The sequence below is a fragment of the Paracidovorax citrulli genome (assembly GCF_900100305.1).
Taxonomy (GTDB): domain Bacteria; phylum Pseudomonadota; class Gammaproteobacteria; order Burkholderiales; family Burkholderiaceae_C; genus Paracidovorax; species Paracidovorax citrulli.
The window spans coordinates 63,607-79,698 of record NZ_FNEY01000012.1 but is presented as its reverse complement, the minus strand read 5'-3'; the positions used below and the strand labels follow the sequence as shown (position 1 = coordinate 79,698).

Sequence of the window (16,092 nt, the reverse complement as noted above, 5' to 3'; positions counted from 1 at the left end):
TGAAGGTTTCCAATGATGGCACGGTCCGGCTGCGGACCCCTGTCGGAATTCACCCCAAGCAAGGACAACACACCATGGCAAGCACGGCTCCCACCGACCGCTCTCCGGCGGCTGCCGCCCCGGGAGGCAAGGCGCGCATCGATCTGGCCTGCGGATGCGGCAGTGCCTGCGGGGCGCCGCCCCGGACCGCGGCGCCCGCATCGGCGCCTGCGGCATCGCATGGCGACCACGACCAGGGAGACGGCGGCCACGGGCATGCGCATGGCCCGGACGGCGGAGCCGCAGGTGGCCATGGGCACGACCATGACCATGGCATGCTGCCCGGCTGGGGCCGGCTCGGCGCCTCGCTGGCCGCCGCGACCGCCGCCGAACTGCTGCATCTGCTCGCGCCGGATACCCTGCCCTGGCGGGCCGCGGGCATGGCGGTGGCTGCCGCGGCGATCCTGCTGGCCGGACTCGGCGTGTACCGCGCCGGCCTCGGTTCGCTGGCGCGCGGCCGCCTGGACATTTCGGCGCTCATGGCCGTGGCCGTGACGGGCGCCTTCCTGATCGGCCAGTGGCCGGAGGCCGCCATGGTGATGGCTCTCTACGCCCTGGCCGAGCGCATCGAGGACCGCGCCGTGGGCCGCGCGCGGGACGCCATCGGCGCGCTGCTGGCGCTCAGTCCCGAGCAGGCCGAGCTGCGCGGCGAGGACGGCCGCTGGCGGACGGTGCCTGCGGCCGAGGTGCCGGTGGGCGGCGTGCTGCGCCTGCGTCCCGGCGCGCGGGTGCCGCTGGACGGCGTGGTGCTGGAAGGCCGCGGAGCGGTGGATGAATCCAGCGTGACCGGTGAAAGCCTGGCCGTGGACAAGGCGCCCGGCGACGGGCTCTACGCCGGCACGCTCAACGCGCAATCCGAACTGCAGTTCCGCGTCACGGCCGCTGCCGGGAACACCACGCTGGACCGCATCATCCATGCGGTGGAAGAGGCGCAGGGCTCGCGCGCGCCCATGCAGCGCTTCGTGGACCGCTTCGCCGCCATCTACACGCCCACGGTGTTCGCGCTGGCGGCCCTGGTGGCCGTGGGCGCTCCGCTGGCGCTGGGCTGGGCCTGGCTGGACGCCCTCTACCGCGCCCTCGTGCTGCTGGTGATCGCCTGCCCGTGCGCGCTGGTCATCGCCACGCCGGTGACGGTCGTGAGCGGGCTGGCGGCAGGCGCGCGGCGCGGCATCCTGATCAAGGGCGGCCAGTGGCTGGAGCGGGCCCGCGGCGTGCGCGCCGTGGCCTTCGACAAGACGGGCACGGTGACGGCCGGCCGGCCGGTGCTGGTGGGCAGCGAGCGCTTCGGCGGGGACGGTGCCACGGACGTGGCCGCCGCGCTGGCGGGGCGCTCGGACCATCCGGTCTCCAGGGCGATCGCCGCCGGCATCGGCACGGGCGGCACCGATGGCACGGCCGACCTGCCGGACGTGCAGGACTTCACCGCCCTGCCCGGCCGCGGCGTGGAAGGCCGCATCCACGGCGCGACCTGGTTCCTGGGCAACCGGCGGCTGGCGCAGGAGCGCGGCCTGTGGACGGACGCGGTGGAGACCGCCGCCGCAGCCCATGAATCCGAAGGCCGCAGCGTGACGCTGCTGGGCGACGCCCAGGGCGTGCGGGCGCTGTTCGCCGTGGCCGACACCCTGCGGCCGCAGGCCGTGGAAGCCGTGGCCGATCTGCGCGCCCTGGGCATCGTGCCGGTGATGCTGACGGGCGACCACGCGGCAGCGGCCCAGGCGGCCGCGCGGGAAGCGGGCATTTCGGAGGTCCAGGCGGGCCTGTTGCCCGGGCAAAAGCTCTCGGCCATCGCAGCGCTCCAGCAGAAGCACGGCATGACCGCCATGGCGGGAGACGGCATCAACGACGCCCCCGCGCTGGCGCGCGCCGACATCGGCTTCGCCATGGGCGCGGCCGGCACCGACGTGGCAATGGAAACCGCCGACGTGGTCATCATGAACGACGACCTGCGCCGCGTGGCCGAGACCGTGCGCCTCTCGCGCCGCACGCACGCCGTGCTGTGGCAGAACATCGCCCTGGCACTGGGCATCAAGGCCGTTTTCTTCGGCCTGGCGCTCGCGGGGCAGGCGACCATGTGGATGGCGGTGTTCGCCGACATGGGCGCCAGCCTGCTGGTGGTGGCCAACGGGCTGCGCATGCTGCGCGGCGTGGGAGGGCCGGCCCGCTGAGCCGCAGGGCGCAGGGAGCGAGAAAGGGTACGCCGGATGGATTCAGGGTTTACCCTAGAATTCCGCCCGGCCTGCCTGCGGGAAACGCCTTGATGCACCGCAAGCCGCCGGGCACGGCCCCGTGCTGCAATCGCGGACCTGTCCGGCCGCCAGGGCATGCCGTGCAGGCGCACGGAGCCATGGCGCCGCGGCCCATGCGTACAGCCGGCCTCTCCTTCCGTTTTGCCACCCATGAGCCAGACCCTCAGCCCTCCTTCCGCCGCCCCCGCTCCCGCCATGGTCCCGCACAGCACCGCCGAAGACACCCTGGCCGTGTTCACGGGCGTGCTGCTGATCTCGGTCGGCGTGGCCTTCTTCACCAGCGCGGGCCTGCTCACGGGCGGCACGGCGGGCATCGCCTTCCTGCTGCACTACGCCACGGGCATCGGCTTCGGCAAGTGGTTCTTCCTGCTGAACCTGCCTTTCTACTGGCTGGCGTGGCGCAGGATGGGGCGCGCCTTCACCGCCAAGACCTTCATCGCGGTGCTGCTGCTGTCGCTGATGACCGAGGCGCAGTCGCGCTTCTTGCAGCTGTCGGCGCTGCAGCCGCTCTACGCGGCCGTGGCGGGCGGGCTCATCGTGGGCACGGGGTTCCTGGTGCTGTTCCGCCACCGCTGCAGCCTGGGCGGCGTCGGCATTCTCGCGCTCTACCTGCAGGACCGCCACGGCTGGCGCGCCGGCAAGGTGCAGATGGGCGTGGACTGCGCGATCGTGCTGCTGGCGCTGTTCACCGTCGAGCCGGCACGGGTGCTCTGGTCCATCGTGGGCGCCGTCGCGCTCAACCTGGTGCTGGCCATGAACCATCGCCCCGGCCGCTACATGGCCGTGTGACCGGGTCCGCCCGGCACGCCGTATCATCGTGCCCATGCGCCGCCGCCTCGTCTTCTTCGCGCTGATCGTGCTCATGGCCCTGCGCGGGCTCGTGGGCCCGGCCATGGCCGCGCAGATGGCGGGCGTTGCACCTGCCAGCAGTGCGGTTTCGGCGCACGCGGAGCATGTAGCCCATGGCGCCGGTGCCGACCCCGCCGCGGTGCAGGACGGGTTGGCGCAGCAGGCCCATGGCACAGCGCCCGACGAGACAGCGGCGCAAGCTCCGCATGCCCCGGCCCATGCCGGGCACGCCGCCACGCCCCCGAGTCCCATCGGCAGCGCATCCGCCTGCCATGGCGAATCCGCAGCCCACGCACCGCCTCCCACGGCCTGCGGCGCCGCATCCGGCGACCATGCCGCGCATGGGGCCTGCGCCGATTGCGAGATCTGCCACACGGTGGTGATGGCACCTGCCGCGCCCGCTCCGGGCGCGGTTTCCCACGGCGGCAGCCTGCGCGTGCCCGCCGCCGTCCGCTTCGCGAGCGCCCTGCCCGCGCAGGCCACCAAGCCGCCCATTTCCTGAGCCTCGACGCCCGAAGTGCGTCCGCCCCGCCCGTGCCGTTCGACAGGAACCCGGCGCACGGTGGCGCGGCCGCGTTCCGTTCCGCTTCCGAGTCCAGGAGAGGCTTTCCATGCACACCCCGGGGCCCCGCGCCCGTTCCCGACGTTTTTCTTCCCGTCTCCATCGTTCGTTCTTCCGCCACTGCGCGCTCGTCGCGGCGCTGATCGCGCCCGCCGCCGTGCCGGCGCAACCGCCTTCACCGCCGGCCACTGCCGTCCATGGCGATGCCGCGCCGCCGCGCCACGCGGCGCTGCCGCCCTGGCCCGCGGAAGCCGCATCGGTGGACTGGCGCGACGCCCATGCAGCCGTCGCAGCCTTCCCGCGCGGCCATGCCGACATCGCGGCCTGGGAGGCACGCCGGGGGCGCCACTCGGCGGCTGGGGCACCCACCGCCACCGGGGCGCCGGAGCACACCGCGCACACCTCGGCCATGCAGCGCCACGGCCATGGTTCCGGCCAGGGCCATCGCCATGGCAGCGACCCCATCCACGGCGGCACGCCTGCCGGAGGGCACCAGCCATGACCGCAGCGCCGATGCCCTCCCTTGGCCCGATGCGCTGGCCGGCCCTGGCTGCCGCGCTCCTGCTGGCAGGCTGCGCCAGCGTCTCGCCCGACGGGCTGCGCGGTGACGTGCAGGCCACGTTGCAGGGCCGCACGGCAGGTGCCGAGAATGCCGCCCTGCATCCCGCCGATCCCGCGGCGCAACGTGCCGCCGATGAAGCCGTCACCGGCTGGCTGGCCTCGCCGCTCACGCAGGACGCCGCGGCGCGCATCGCGCTGCTGCGCCACCCCGGCCTGCAGGCCCGCCTCGCGCGCCTGGGCGTGCAGGACGCCGAGCGCGTGCAGGCGCTCACGCCGCCCAACCCGGTGCTGGGCCTGGGCCGCCTCGCGACCGCGCACGAGCGGGAGATCGAGCGCTCCATCACCTTCAGCCTGGTGGACCTGATCGCCCTGCCCTGGCGCAGCCGCTGGGCCGGCAGCCTGCGCGCGCAGGACACGCTCGCCGCCGCGACCGATGCCGCGCGCGTCGCCAGCGACGCCCGCCGCGCCTGGCTGCGCGCCGTGGCCGCGCAGGAAACCCTCGCCGCGCACGAGCGCATGCACGATGCGGCCGAGGCCGGCGCCGAACTGGCGCGCCGCATGGCCAGCGTCGGCAACTGGAGCCGGCTGCAGGCCGCACGCGAGCAGGCCGTGCTGGCGGACGCGCGGGCCCGGCTGGCCCGGGCACGCCTCGCGGCCGGCACGGAGCGCGAAGCGCTGGCACTCGCGCTCGGCCTCTGGGGGGCCTCCGCCGAGGCGATCACCCTGCCCCCGCAACTGCCCGACCTGCCCACCGCCCCGATGGACGCCACGGCCCTGGAGCAACGCGCCCTGCGCGAACGCCTCGACGTGCGCGCGGCCCGCCTCGGGCTCGATCGCGTGGCAGACCAGCAGGGCATTGCCCGCGCCGGCCAGCTCTTCGGCGACATCGGCCTCGGCTACCGGCGCGACACCACCACCGAGCGCGGCGCCGGCGGCCATTCCGAAATCAAGCGCGGCTGGGAGCTGGAACTGCCATTGCCGCTTTTCGACTGGGGCGGCGCCGCGAACGCCCGTGCGCAGGGGCTTGTGAATGAGAGCGCTGCCCAGCTCCAGCAGACGGCCTTGCGCGCCCGCTCCGAAGTGCGCATGCACTGGCGCGGCTACCGCACCGCCTGGGAGCTGGCGCAGGAGCAGGAAAAGCGCGTCGTCCCCCTGCAGCAGCAGATCCAGGACGAAACCCTGCTGCGCTACAACGGCATGCTCGCCAGCGTCTGGGACCTGCTCGCCCAGGCCCGGCAGACCACGCAGGCCGTGGCCGACGCCGTCGCCGCCCGGCGCGACTTCTGGCTCGCGGACACCGACCTGCAGTTCGCGCTCGCGGTCGCCTCGCCCGGCGCGCAGCCCGCCGCATCCGCGGCGGCCACCTCCTCCGCCCTGTCCTCCCCCACTCCGTCCAGCGCGGCCCCGGCCGGCGCGGGCCACTGAACCCATGCAACGCAGACACTTCTTCGGCGGCGCCGCCACGGCCGTGGCCGCCCTCTCCGCCGCCTCGGTGGGCCGCGCGGCCCTCGCGGCATTGCCCGAGGCCGCCGCGCCCACGGGCGCCGGCACCCAGGTGCCACCGCTCCCGCCCACGGGCCTGCCCTTCCACCCGGTCGTCACCCTCAACGGCTGGAGCCTGCCCTGGCGCATGGACGCCGGCGTCAAGGAATTCCACCTCGTCGCCGAACCCGTGGTGCGGGAGTTCGCGCCCGGCTTCCACGTCAACCTCTGGGGCTACAACGGCCAGAGCCCCGGCCCCACCATCGAGGTGGTCGAAGGCGACCGGGTGCGCATCTTCGTCACCAACCGCCTGCCCGAGCACACCAGCGTGCACTGGCACGGCCAGCGGCTGCCCAACGGCATGGACGGCGTCTCCGGCCTCAACCAGCCGGCGATTCCCGCGGGCAAGACCTTCGTGTACGAGTTCACCGCGCGCCGCCCGGGCACCTTCATGTACCACCCGCATGCCGACGAGATGGTGCAGATGGCCATGGGCCTCATGGGCCTGTGGATCACGCACCCGCGCCTGGACGCGCGCGGCCGGCACCCGCGCATCGCCACCGCCGACCGCGACTACGCCTTCCTGCTCGGTTCCTTCGCGGTGGAACCGGGCAGCCGCACGCCGCGCATCAACGAGATGACGGACTTCAACATCTGGTCGTGGAACAGCCGCGTGTTCCCGGGCATAGACCCCTTCGTCGCACGGCGCGGCGACCGCATGCGCCTGCGCATCGGCAACCTCACCATGACCAACCACCCCATCCACGTGCACGGCCACGAGTTCGAGGTGACGGGCACCGACGGCGGCATCGTGCCCCCCTCCGCGCGCTGGCCCGAAGTGACCACCGACGTCGCCGTGGGACAGATGCGGCAGATCGAATTCATCGCCGACGAACCCGGCGACTGGGCCGTGCACTGCCACAAGAGCCACCACACCATGGGCGCCATGGGCCACGACGTGCCCACCATGATCGGCGTGGACCACCGCGGCCTGGTGGGCAAGATCCAGAAGATCGTGCCCGACTACATGGTGATGGGCGAGCGCGGCATGGCCGACATGGGCGCCATGGAAATGCCCCTGCCCGACAACACCCTGCCCATGATGACCGGCACCGGCCCTTTCGGTGCGCTGGAGATGGGCGGCATGTTCAGCGTGCTCAAGGTGCGCGAAGGCCTCGCGGCGAGGGATTTCCGCGACCCGGGCGACTACGTGCAGCCGCCCGGCACGCGCGCGCACGAGTGGACGGGCGATGCCGACGCGCTGCCGCCCGCGCCGCGTGCTGCGAATGCGGCGCCCGCTGGTGCAATTGCCGACGATGGCACGGCTCGGGTGCGCAAGCCGGGGAGTGGGCACTCCGGCCATCAGGACCATCATGACCATCAGGGCCTCATGGGCCATGGACACGGCCACTGACCGCGCTGCTTCCCTCCCGCCACGACAGCGCGTCACACCTTCATCGTCATCACCATCACACACATGCTTCGCACGGAAAGGAAACCCGCCATGAACGAAAACCGCGTCGCCATCCGCTTCCCCCGCACTACCCCGGGCACTGACACCGCCGCCTCGGCGCTTGCATTCGCACCAGCGCCAGCGTCCTCCGCGCCCGGCACTACCCGCCGCGCCTGGCTGGGCACAGCACTCTGCGCCACCGCCGCTGCAGCTACAACCCTCGCCGCCACTCTTCCCTCGCGCGCCCGCGCCGCCAGCCCCGCGCCCATCGCTATCGAAATCTGGAAAGACCCGAACTGCGGCTGCTGCAAGGACTGGGTGGACCACATGCAGGCCAACGGTTTCCAAGCCACCGTGCACGACACCGGCAACACGGCAGTGCGCGAAAAACTCGGCCTGCCCCAGAAGCTCGGCTCCTGCCATACCGCCCTCGTCGGCGGCTACCTGATCGAAGGCCACGTGCCCGCCGCCGACGTGCAGCGACTGCTGCGCGAGAAGCCGCGTGCGCTGGGCTTGGCCGTACCCGGCATGCCGGTGGGATCGCCCGGGATGGATGGGGCCTTCTACGGTGGACGCCGCGATGCGTACGACGTGCTGCTCGTGGCGCGCGATGGCAGCACGCGCGTGTTCGCGAGCTATGCGGCGCGGGCGGGCAAGGCGCCGGCATGAGGGGAGGAACGGCAATGATGACGAAGATGAGAGCGGCGATGTCGCCGGATACGTGCACGCGCCACGTGCAGAGACCGCAAGCACCGCAACCTCGACGGGCACGGAACGGGTGCTTCTCGAACGCCCGGTGGTGGCCGAAGGCGACCGGAGCGCTCGCGGCCTGGATCGCAGTGGGTGGTTTGGTGGCAGCCTCCGGTCCGCTGCATGCGCAAACACCGGACGCAGCAGAGCACGCTGGTCATGCACACCCTACGGACCACGGCGCTTCCGCAGATGCACCGGCAGGTGCTTCCGCATCTACTTCTGCTTCTGCACCTGCTTCACCCAGCACCGCGCTGAGCGAAGGCGAGGTCGTGCGCTGGAATGCCGCCACCCGCCGCATCACATTGCGGCACGGCGAACTGCGCAACCTGGACATGCCGCCCATGACGATGGTGTCCGGGTGCGGGAGACGCCTGCGGATGCGGTGTTGGTGCCGGGCGCGCGGGTGCGGTTTCTGGCGGAGCGTGATGGGGGCGGGCTTGTGGTGAGCCGCATCGAGCTTGTCGGGCGTTGAAAAATCCGGGAGATGGCTAAGCAAACAGCGGCCATTTCTGAAGCGCTTCGATGGCTACTGGTAACTCACGAAGACAGTAAAGCGGGAAGATCGTGTCTGTCACGCCGGGAGCGGAAGGCGGTCCCATGGTGCGACTTCACCGCCGAAGCGATCCGCGAGGAAGTCGATCAGAAGCCTGAGTGGCAGAGGTTGATGGCGCCGCGATAGGTACACAGCCTGAATGTCCAGTGGCTCCAGCGCATACTCCGGCAGCACCTTCCGCAAGGTCCCGTCCGCCAATGAATCGCCCACGAAGTAAGTGGGCAGCATGGCGATGCCTGCGCCCGCCAGCGCCGCCGCTCGCACCACCGATGTTTCGTTAGCGGTGATCGCGCCGCGCACGGCAACGGTTGTCCACTCGCCTGCACGACGAAGCCGATATTCCGGAGCGAACCCGGCGTTGTGGAGGATGCACTGATGCACTTGCAAGTCTTCCGGCGTTTTTGGCGCACCCGCGCGCTCAAGATAGGCAGGAGATGCGCAAAGCACTGAGTAGCAACTTGCCAGTCGACGCGCCACGAGGACCGGATCGACGGCATTGCTCAGGCGGACGGCGAGGTCGATGCGTTCCTGCACCAGATCCACGGTCCGGTCCACCATCACCAGATCGATGTCCACCTTCGGGTGCAGTGCCTGGAAATCCACCACGGCGCCGGTGAGCTGGGCCATCGCGAAGGAAGAAGACGACGTCAGTCGCAGGCGACCATGCGCCTGCGTGCTTCCTTGTCCCGCCTGCGCCATGACGTCATTCGCCAACACGAGCATTTCCCGGCAGGTCACGAGCGAGGTCTGCCCGGCGTCCGTCAGCGTTATCCGCCGCGTGGTGCGGTGCAGCAGCCTTGCGCCCAGCCAGTTTTCCAGGCCTTCGAGGTAACGGCTCGCCATGGCCCGCGACATATCCATCGCCTCGGCAGCGGCGCTGACGCTGCCGCGATCCACGACTTCCACGAACACCCGCATAGCGGTCAGACGGTCCATGCCTGCTCGAATCAGTTGACAAACATTCAATTAAACCGGAGTTTATCTCTGCGCAAGCGACTAATACAGTTCATCCCATCGCAGCAACGCTGCTTCATCCCGGAGATTCGAATGTCTTTCGCACGCACCCTCACCAATGTCGCCGTTGTCGCCTCGCTTGTCCTGGTCGCCGGCACTGCCCACGCTCAAACCGCCCCCCTGACCCTGAAGGTCTACCACGCCGACGCTGACAGCTTCAATGTCAATTCGGTATTGGTTTCCGGCAAGACCGATGCCGTCCTTCTGGATACGGGTTTCACCCGCGCAGATGCGCTGCGCATCGCGGCGATGGTCCTGGACAGCGGCAAGACGCTCAAGACCATCTACATCAGCCAGCCCGACCCCGACTACTACTTCGGCGTCAACATCTTGAAGTCGTATTTCCCCGATGCAAAGGTCGTCGCCACCGCGCCCACCGTCAAGAAGATCGAAGCCACGTTGCCGACCAAGCTCGCCTTCTGGCCGCCCAAGATGGGTGCCAACGCTCCCAAGAGCGTCAGCGTGCCCGAGGTCCTGTCGGGCAACACGATCACGCTCGAAGACCAGGCCCTGGAGATCCGCGGTCTGGACGATCATTTGCCGCACCGGAGCTACGTTTGGATTCCGTCCATCCAATCCGTGGTCGGCGGCGTCAACGTCTTCGCCGGCCTGCACGTCTGGACCGCAGACGCGGCCAGTGCGGAAGACCGCGCCGCATGGTCGAAGAAGCTCGCTGACATCGCCGCGCTGCAACCCGCAGTGGTGGTCCCCGGCCACTCGGCGCCTGGCGAAGTCCAGGATGTCTCGCAAGTCGCCTTCACGCAGGCCTACCTGCAGCGCTGGGACACCGAGCTCAAGAAGGCCAACAACAGCGCCGAGCTGATCGGCGCCATGAAGGCCGCATACCCCACAGCAGGCTTGGGCATCGCCCTGGACATCGGCGCCAGGGTCGGCAAGGGCGAGATGAAGTGGTGAGCGATGTAACCAAGGAGCGCGACATGGATAAGTTCACTCTCCCCGGCAAAGCAGTGGTCTACGTCATGGATGCCTACTGCGGCTGGTGCTGGGGCTTCTCGGAGCGCATGGGCGAATTCGAAGCCGCGAACCGGCACCGGGTGGCGTTCACCGCCATCAGCGGCGGGCTTTTCGTGGGTGAGCGGGCCGCCGCCATCGCCGACTATCCGCACATTCCTGAAGCCAACGAGCGGATTGCTCGTTTGACTGGCGCGGTGTTCGGTGAAAGCTACAAGGCGATGCTCACGCAAGGCGACGTGGTGATGGACTCGCTCGATGCCGGTGCCGCCCTGGCCGCCCTCCGCGCGCATGCGCCTGAGCGGGCCGTTCATTGGGCGCATGAGTTGCAGGCCGCCTTCTACGGCCGTGGCGAGAGCCTGTCAGAGCCCGCTATCGTCTCCGCCATCGCGAAGGCCAACGGGCTGAACGACGAGTTGGTGCTGCGCCAGCTCGCCGATGGGTCGGCCAAGGCGCAGGCGCGGGCGGACTTCGACCTCGCGCACAACGTGTTGGGAGCGCACTCGTATCCCACGCTGCTGTTCGTCAACAAGAACGAGGTCCACAAGCTGCCGGCCACCGGCACAACGTTGTCCACGCTCAATCAAAAGCTCGATGCCCTGCTGGGCTGACCGAGTGACGAAGAAGCGCCCCGGGCCGGCGATCCGAAGACGGCCGAGCTGCTTGGCCAGCGCGTGGTCGAGATTGCGCGGTCGCGAGCTGCTCGTTGAAGTCGACTTTCCGGCAGAAGCCAGCGGAAGCCCATGGTGTGCGGCCGGTAGCCGCTGCAAACATGTCACCTGGCATGGCCGTGATCGATGACTGCTCGGGGCTTGCAGGTGCCATCCACCACTGAGTCGCGTCGTTTTCAGGCCTGACAGGCTTACGCTATGGTTGCGCCCTCAGCCGCTTCCCTACATCACCCCAGCGCCTCACATGTCTAACCGCCCCATCTCCCCCGGCTCCATCACCCAGGTAGCAGGCATCGAAGTCGGCCACTTCACCTCCCCCCTCCGCCCCACCGGCTGCACCGTCGTCATCGCCCGCGAAGGCGCCGTGGCAGGCGTGGATGTGCGCGGCGCGGCCCCCGGCACGCGCGAAACCGATCTGCTGGAGCCCACGCACCTGGTCGACCGCATCCATGCCGTGATGCTGGCCGGCGGCAGCGCGTTCGGGCTGGATGCGGCGGCGGGCGCGGTGCGGTGGCTGGAGGAGCGCGGTATCGGGTTCGACGTGGGGGTGGCGCGGGTGCCGCTGGTGCCGGCGGCGGTGCTGTTCGATCTGCACGTGGGCGATGCGCGCATCCGGCCCGATGTGGCGGCGGGCTATGCGGCGTGCGAGGCGGCTGCCGCTGCAGCTTCTTCGGGTGCGGCGGCCATGCCGCTGGCCGAGGGCTGCGTGGGCGCGGGCGCCGGAGCAGCCGTGGGCAAGCTGTTCGGCATGGCGCATGCGATGAAGGGCGGCATCGGCAGCGCATCGGTCACCGTGGATGGCGTGACGGTGGGCGCGCTGGTGGCCTGCAATGCGGTGGGCGACGTGGTGGACCCGGAGACGGGCCGCCCGGTGGCCGGCGCTCGCACGGCCGATGGCCTGCACCTGCGCGATACGCGCCGCGCGCTGCTGGCGGGCGATGCGCCGCGCACGCTGCTTGCGGGCACCAACACCACGATCGGCGTGGTGGCGACCGATGCGGTGATCACCAAGGCGCAGGCGCGCCGGCTGGCGGTGTGCGCGCACGACGGGCTGGCGCGGGCGATCAATCCGGTGCACACGCTGTCGGATGGCGACACGCTGTTCGCGCTGGGCACCGGACGGGCGGGCAAGCCGCTCGGGATGATGGTGCTCTCCACCATGGCGGCCGAGGCGACGGCGCGCGCCACGCTGCGCTCGGTGCTGGCGGCGCGCTCGCTGACCACGGCCGAGGGGCTGCACCTGCCCTGCGCGGCCGACGTCGCCGGCACGGCGCCCTGGGGAGCGGGCTGGCCATGAACGTCATGCTTGCCGCGCGGTCGCGCACCGCGGCCCGGCGCGTGCGCACGGCGCTGCTGAACGTGCGCGACCTGCTGCTGTCGGCCGGGCCGCTGGCCTTCGTGGCCGTGGGGCTGGTGGTGCTCGCCTACTGGTGGCTGCAGCCCAACCCGCCGCGCCGCGTGGTGCTGGCCACGGGGCCGGCGCAGAGCGCGTATGCGGAGTTCGGCCAGCGCTACCGGCAGGCGCTGGCGGCCGAGGGCATCGAGGTGGTGCTGAAGGAGAGCGAAGGCTCGTCGGCCAACCTGCAGTTGCTGCGCGAGGGCGCGGCGGACCTGGCCTTCGTGCAGGGTGGCACGGGCGAGCTGCGGCCGGAGGATGCCGAGACGCTCGAATCGCTGGGCAGCCTGTTCGTGGAGCCGGTGTGGATCTTCTACCGCGAGGACGCGGCGCGGCGCGTGGCACCGGGCGGGCGGCTCACGCGCCTCGCGCAACTGCGTGGCCTGCGCGTGAACGTGGGCACGCCGGGCAGCGGCCTGCCGACGCTGGTGGACACGCTGCTGGAGGCCAACCACGTGGAGCCGGCCCGGGTGCGGCGCACGCAGCTCGGGCAGACGCCGGCCACGGTGGATTTTCTGGCGGGGCGGCTGGATGTGCTGGTGTTCGCCTCGGCGCCCGAGTCGCTGATGGTGCAGATGCTGCTGCAGACGCCGGGCGTGCGGCTGATGGACTTCCCGCAGAACGAGGCCTATGGCCGGCGCTTTCCGTTCCTCACGCCGGTCACGCTGCCGCGCGGCGTGGTGGACCTGGCGGGCGACGTGCCGCCGTCGGACGTGCGGCTGGTGGCCTCGACCACCTCGCTGCTGGCGCGCGACGGCACGCACCCGGCGCTGCTGCAGCTCTTTGCGCAGAGCGCGCAGACGCTGCACGGCGGCGCGGGATGGTTCAACCGCGCGCGGGATTTTCCGAACACGCGGCACATCGAGCTGCCGATCGCGGCCGAGGGCGAGCGCGCCATCAACGGCTCGCCGCCGCTGCTGCAGCGCTACCTGCCGTTCTGGATCGCCAACCTCGTCGAGCGCATGTGGCTGGTGCTGGGCGTGCTGCTGGCCGCGATGCTGCCGCTGTCGCGCGTGGTGCCGCCGCTCTACCAGTTCCGCGTGCGCTCGCGCGTGTTCCGCTGGTACGGCCGCCTGCGCGAGATCGAGGACCAGTTCGAGGTCGGCGGCCTGCCGCCGCAGGAGTTGCTGGCGCAGTTGGGCCAGCTGGAAGCGCAGGTGGAGAAAGTGAGCGTGCCGCTGTCGTACGCGGACGAGCTCTACGCGCTGCGGCACCACGTCCAGATCGTGCGGCAGAAGGTGGCCGCCGGCGTGGAGGCCCCGTCCGCCCGTCCTTAGCGCGGCCGGCGGCGGCTCAGCGCCCCGGCTTGCGCGATACGCCCCGGGGGGACCGGATCTTCGCCGGAGGCCCCGGCAGCACCTTGAGCGCGCCGTCTGCCATGAGCTTGTCCCGCACGCGCCGCGTCATGGACTGCGTGCTGCCGTCGGGGGCGGTGAACAGGAACAGCGTGTGGTGCGGGCTGGCCCAGGTGAGCTGCGTATGCACCGCGCGGTGATGGGTGGCGAGTTCCACCCAGGTGCCGATGGAAAGTTCGCCGCCGGAGGCGTTCGCCCCGTCGGTGGGCGTGGCGGCATCCCCGGCCCGGTCCTCGCCGGCCTCTTCGGCCTCTTCGGCCTCTTCGGCCTCTTCGACCTTTTCGGACTCCTCGGACTCCTCGGACTCCTCGGGCTCCAGCAGGGAGTGGCCGGTCTGCGGCATTCCGGAGTCCGTGGCCTCGCCTGCGCGGGCGGCGGCCTGCTCCGCCGCCGCCTGGTGCAGGGCCGCGACGCGCTCCAGGATGGCGGCGGTCATGCCTTCGTCGTGGCCCACGCTGTCCAGCCCACCGCGCAGCACGCCCAGGATGCGCGTGACGGCCGGGGCCAGGCGCTCGGGCGTGCGGGCCGCGAGCGCGGGCTGGGCGAGCCAGAACAGCTCGGGCACGACCGCGAGGTAGCCGCCGGGGTCGTCCTCGCCGGGCCGGTCCGCCTGGGCGCGCGCCACCACGTCGGCCCAGGGGCCCGCGGCGAACTCCACGATGTCCGGCGGCACGTCCTCGGTGCGGGCCAGCGCACGGATGTCCTGCGACACGCGGCGTGACAGCGCCTCGCGGCGCGTCAGTTCCTGCGCCACGGCGCGCGCGGACTCCTCCCGCTCGCGGCGGCGCCGGTCCTGCTCGGACCAGCCGGCTTCCAGCCCCGCCAGGGCGGCCGCGAAGGTGTCGGCGCTGCGCGTGTCGCCCGAGGTCACGCTGTCCACGGCCCGCTCCATGAGGCGCGCGAAGCCGCTGAAATCCTGCACGTCCTCGGAATCGAAGGACAGCGCCCGCTGGGTGAGCGCGTCCAGCAGGCGGCGCGCGGGATGCCGGTCGTCGGTGAAAAAGCGCGGATCGTGCCGCACCAGGCGCTGCAGCGCCGGGCGCAGGTTCTGCAGCGAGCGCTGCACGGGAGGCAGCAGGCGGTCGTCCTGCGCGATGTTGTCCATCATGCGGCTCACCACCTCGCTGGCGGTACGCGACCGGGGCCGTGCGGGCGCGTCGGCCGGGCCGGCTGCCGGCTGCGCGATGGCAGCCGCTGCCATGTCCGGATGCGCCGCCGCGGGCGCGTCGGCCGCGAGCGGCGCGGGCAGGCTGCCGGACAGGCGGCCCACGATGCGTTCGAGCTCGGCGATGTCTTCCATCGCCTCGGCCGCGGCAGCGGCGAGACCACCGCCTGGAAAAGCGGCCACCGGTGCCGCCAGCCCCATAGGCTGGGCCAGCATCTGCCGGAGCATGGCGACGGTGAGCAGGGCTTCCTCGGCGTCGGGCGCCAGGACTGCCGGCTGGGACGGCGGCAGCGGCGTGCCCGCCATGCCGCTCCAGCCGGTCACCGGCCCCTGCCAGCGCCCGGCGGCGCCCCGCCCCGCGGCATGGCCCGCGACCGCATAGCCCACGGGCTGCACGCCGTCCTCGCGGAGCCGGGCGGCGGCGCTGCGGTAGGCGGCCTGGAGCTGGGTGCCCAGGGCATTGCGCAGCGGTGCCATCCAGAGGGTGCGCACGTCAGATGAAACCCCTGCGGCGCCCACCACCTGCTGCAGGGCGCGGATGTAGTTCCCCGGTCGCAATGGATTGCGGTCGGGTTGCACGCTGGGCAGGCCCTGGGCCGCGCTCACCAGCGCGTCCAGCTCCGCCAGCATGGCTTCGGTGGCATGCAGTGCCACCTGCTGGGCGCGCGACAGTTCCACCTGCGCCATGACCTCGGCCTCGTCCATCAGGGACAGCTCGCCGAAGTCCAGCCCCGCGGGCTCGGAAGGCCTCGCCCGGGCGTCCGGATCGGCGCCCGCGAAGATCTCCAGCAGGGCCATGGGGAAGCCCCGCACCAGCGCGGGGGCGTGCTGCGCCAGCAGCGCGCGGGCGCCCTCCAGCGCATCGCGCCGCCGGGGCTCGCGCGCCAGCGGCACCTCGGCCTCCAGGGCATCGCGCGTTTGCGCCACCAGTGCCTCCATCATCGCCTCGCCGTCGCGGATGGCTGCCACGACGCAGGCACGGAAAGCCAACCGGGCGGTGGGGGCGATGGCGGGCATGGCG

14 protein-coding genes are annotated in these 16,092 nt (G+C 71.6%); 12 read left to right on the top strand and 2 right to left on the bottom strand.

Annotation, left to right across the window (positions count from 1 at the left end; all coding sequences use genetic code 11):
• Positions 1–74: 74 nt before the first annotated feature.
• The 8 genes from BLR99_RS10285 to BLR99_RS23765 all read left to right on the top strand — a co-directional run bounded on the left by BLR99_RS10285 (position 75) and on the right by BLR99_RS23765 (position 8,391).
• On the top strand, positions 75–2,204 hold the full coding sequence (locus BLR99_RS10285) for a heavy metal translocating P-type ATPase (protein ID WP_046060061.1): 2,130 nt from the start codon (positions 75–77) through the stop codon (positions 2,202–2,204).
• 231 nt (positions 2,205–2,435) lie between these two features.
• Positions 2,436–3,074 (top strand): YitT family protein, encoded by a 639-nt coding sequence (locus BLR99_RS10280; protein WP_017439736.1) that lies wholly within the window; start codon positions 2,436–2,438, stop codon positions 3,072–3,074.
• A 34-nt stretch (positions 3,075–3,108) separates the two neighbouring features.
• Positions 3,109–3,636: a hypothetical protein gene (locus BLR99_RS10275; protein ID WP_011794943.1), complete on the top strand. Its 528-nt coding sequence runs from the start codon at positions 3,109–3,111 to the stop codon at positions 3,634–3,636.
• Positions 3,637–3,745: 109 nt separating this feature from the next.
• Entirely contained in the window at positions 3,746–4,198 is a 453-nt protein-coding gene (locus BLR99_RS10270) for a hypothetical protein (RefSeq protein ID WP_011794942.1), read from the top strand.
• Complete coding sequence (locus BLR99_RS10265) at positions 4,195–5,682, top strand: TolC family protein (protein WP_138919956.1); 1,488 nt, start codon at positions 4,195–4,197, stop codon at positions 5,680–5,682. The genes BLR99_RS10270 and BLR99_RS10265 overlap by 4 nt, the downstream gene beginning before the upstream one ends.
• Positions 5,683–5,686: 4 nt before the next feature.
• Complete coding sequence (locus BLR99_RS10260; protein WP_011794941.1) at positions 5,687–7,153, top strand: multicopper oxidase family protein; 1,467 nt, start codon at positions 5,687–5,689, stop codon at positions 7,151–7,153.
• Between the two features lie 90 nt (positions 7,154–7,243).
• Positions 7,244–7,861 (top strand): DUF411 domain-containing protein, encoded by a 618-nt coding sequence (locus BLR99_RS10255; RefSeq protein WP_082081961.1) that lies wholly within the window; start codon positions 7,244–7,246, stop codon positions 7,859–7,861.
• Positions 7,858–8,391, top strand: a complete 534-nt coding sequence (locus tag BLR99_RS23765; RefSeq protein WP_353611316.1) for a copper-binding protein — start codon at positions 7,858–7,860, stop codon at positions 8,389–8,391. The genes BLR99_RS10255 and BLR99_RS23765 overlap by 4 nt, the downstream gene beginning before the upstream one ends.
• Positions 8,392–8,516: 125 nt before the next feature.
• Here the strand turns inward: BLR99_RS23765 and BLR99_RS10245 are convergent, their stop codons facing one another.
• A complete protein-coding gene (locus BLR99_RS10245; RefSeq protein WP_011794938.1) occupies positions 8,517–9,434 on the bottom strand; it encodes a LysR family transcriptional regulator in 918 nt (305 codons plus the stop codon).
• A 111-nt stretch (positions 9,435–9,545) separates the two neighbouring features.
• Between BLR99_RS10245 and BLR99_RS10240 the strand changes: the two genes are divergently transcribed.
• The 4 genes from BLR99_RS10240 to BLR99_RS10225 all read left to right on the top strand — a co-directional run bounded on the left by BLR99_RS10240 (position 9,546) and on the right by BLR99_RS10225 (position 13,828).
• Entirely contained in the window at positions 9,546–10,427 is an 882-nt protein-coding gene (locus tag BLR99_RS10240) for an MBL fold metallo-hydrolase (protein WP_011794937.1), read from the top strand.
• A gap of 23 nt (positions 10,428–10,450) precedes the next feature.
• Positions 10,451–11,095: a DsbA family protein gene (locus tag BLR99_RS10235; protein WP_017438823.1), complete on the top strand. Its 645-nt coding sequence runs from the start codon at positions 10,451–10,453 to the stop codon at positions 11,093–11,095.
• Positions 11,096–11,399: 304 nt separating this feature from the next.
• Positions 11,400–12,452, top strand: a complete 1,053-nt coding sequence (locus BLR99_RS10230; RefSeq protein WP_046060060.1) for a P1 family peptidase — start codon at positions 11,400–11,402, stop codon at positions 12,450–12,452.
• The gene (locus BLR99_RS10225; RefSeq protein ID WP_011794934.1) at positions 12,449–13,828 is read left to right on the top strand and encodes a TAXI family TRAP transporter solute-binding subunit; all 1,380 of its coding nucleotides are present in this window, start codon (positions 12,449–12,451) and stop codon (positions 13,826–13,828) included. Before BLR99_RS10230 ends, BLR99_RS10225 begins: the two co-directional genes overlap by 4 nt.
• A 16-nt stretch (positions 13,829–13,844) precedes the next feature.
• Here the strand turns inward: BLR99_RS10225 and BLR99_RS10220 are convergent, their stop codons facing one another.
• The gene (locus BLR99_RS10220) at positions 13,845–16,088 is read right to left on the bottom strand and encodes a DUF1631 family protein (RefSeq protein ID WP_011794933.1); all 2,244 of its coding nucleotides are present in this window, start codon (positions 16,086–16,088) and stop codon (positions 13,845–13,847) included.
• Positions 16,089–16,092: the final 4 nt, after the last annotated feature.

Bases quoted from the DNA above. Each gene is read 5' to 3' on its own strand.
- BLR99_RS23765 (WP_353611316.1), top strand. From the start codon at position 7,858: ATGAGGGGAGGAACGGCAATGATGACGAAGATGAGAGCGGCGATGTCG.
- BLR99_RS10260 (WP_011794941.1), top strand. From the start codon at position 5,687: ATGCAACGCAGACACTTCTTCGGCGGCGCCGCCACGGCCGTGGCCGCC.
- BLR99_RS10275 (WP_011794943.1), top strand. From the start codon at position 3,109: ATGCGCCGCCGCCTCGTCTTCTTCGCGCTGATCGTGCTCATGGCCCTG.
- BLR99_RS10225 (WP_011794934.1), top strand. From the start codon at position 12,449: ATGAACGTCATGCTTGCCGCGCGGTCGCGCACCGCGGCCCGGCGCGTG.
- BLR99_RS10270 (WP_011794942.1), top strand. From the start codon at position 3,746: ATGCACACCCCGGGGCCCCGCGCCCGTTCCCGACGTTTTTCTTCCCGT.
- BLR99_RS10235 (WP_017438823.1), top strand. From the start codon at position 10,451: ATGGATAAGTTCACTCTCCCCGGCAAAGCAGTGGTCTACGTCATGGAT.
- BLR99_RS10285 (WP_046060061.1), top strand. From the start codon at position 75: ATGGCAAGCACGGCTCCCACCGACCGCTCTCCGGCGGCTGCCGCCCCG.
- BLR99_RS10230 (WP_046060060.1), top strand. From the start codon at position 11,400: ATGTCTAACCGCCCCATCTCCCCCGGCTCCATCACCCAGGTAGCAGGC.
- BLR99_RS10220 (WP_011794933.1), bottom strand. From the start codon at position 16,088: ATGCCCGCCATCGCCCCCACCGCCCGGTTGGCTTTCCGTGCCTGCGTC.
- BLR99_RS10245 (WP_011794938.1), bottom strand. From the start codon at position 9,434: ATGGACCGTCTGACCGCTATGCGGGTGTTCGTGGAAGTCGTGGATCGC.
- BLR99_RS10280 (WP_017439736.1), top strand. From the start codon at position 2,436: ATGAGCCAGACCCTCAGCCCTCCTTCCGCCGCCCCCGCTCCCGCCATG.
- BLR99_RS10240 (WP_011794937.1), top strand. From the start codon at position 9,546: ATGTCTTTCGCACGCACCCTCACCAATGTCGCCGTTGTCGCCTCGCTT.
- BLR99_RS10265 (WP_138919956.1), top strand. From the start codon at position 4,195: ATGACCGCAGCGCCGATGCCCTCCCTTGGCCCGATGCGCTGGCCGGCC.
- BLR99_RS10255 (WP_082081961.1), top strand. From the start codon at position 7,244: ATGAACGAAAACCGCGTCGCCATCCGCTTCCCCCGCACTACCCCGGGC.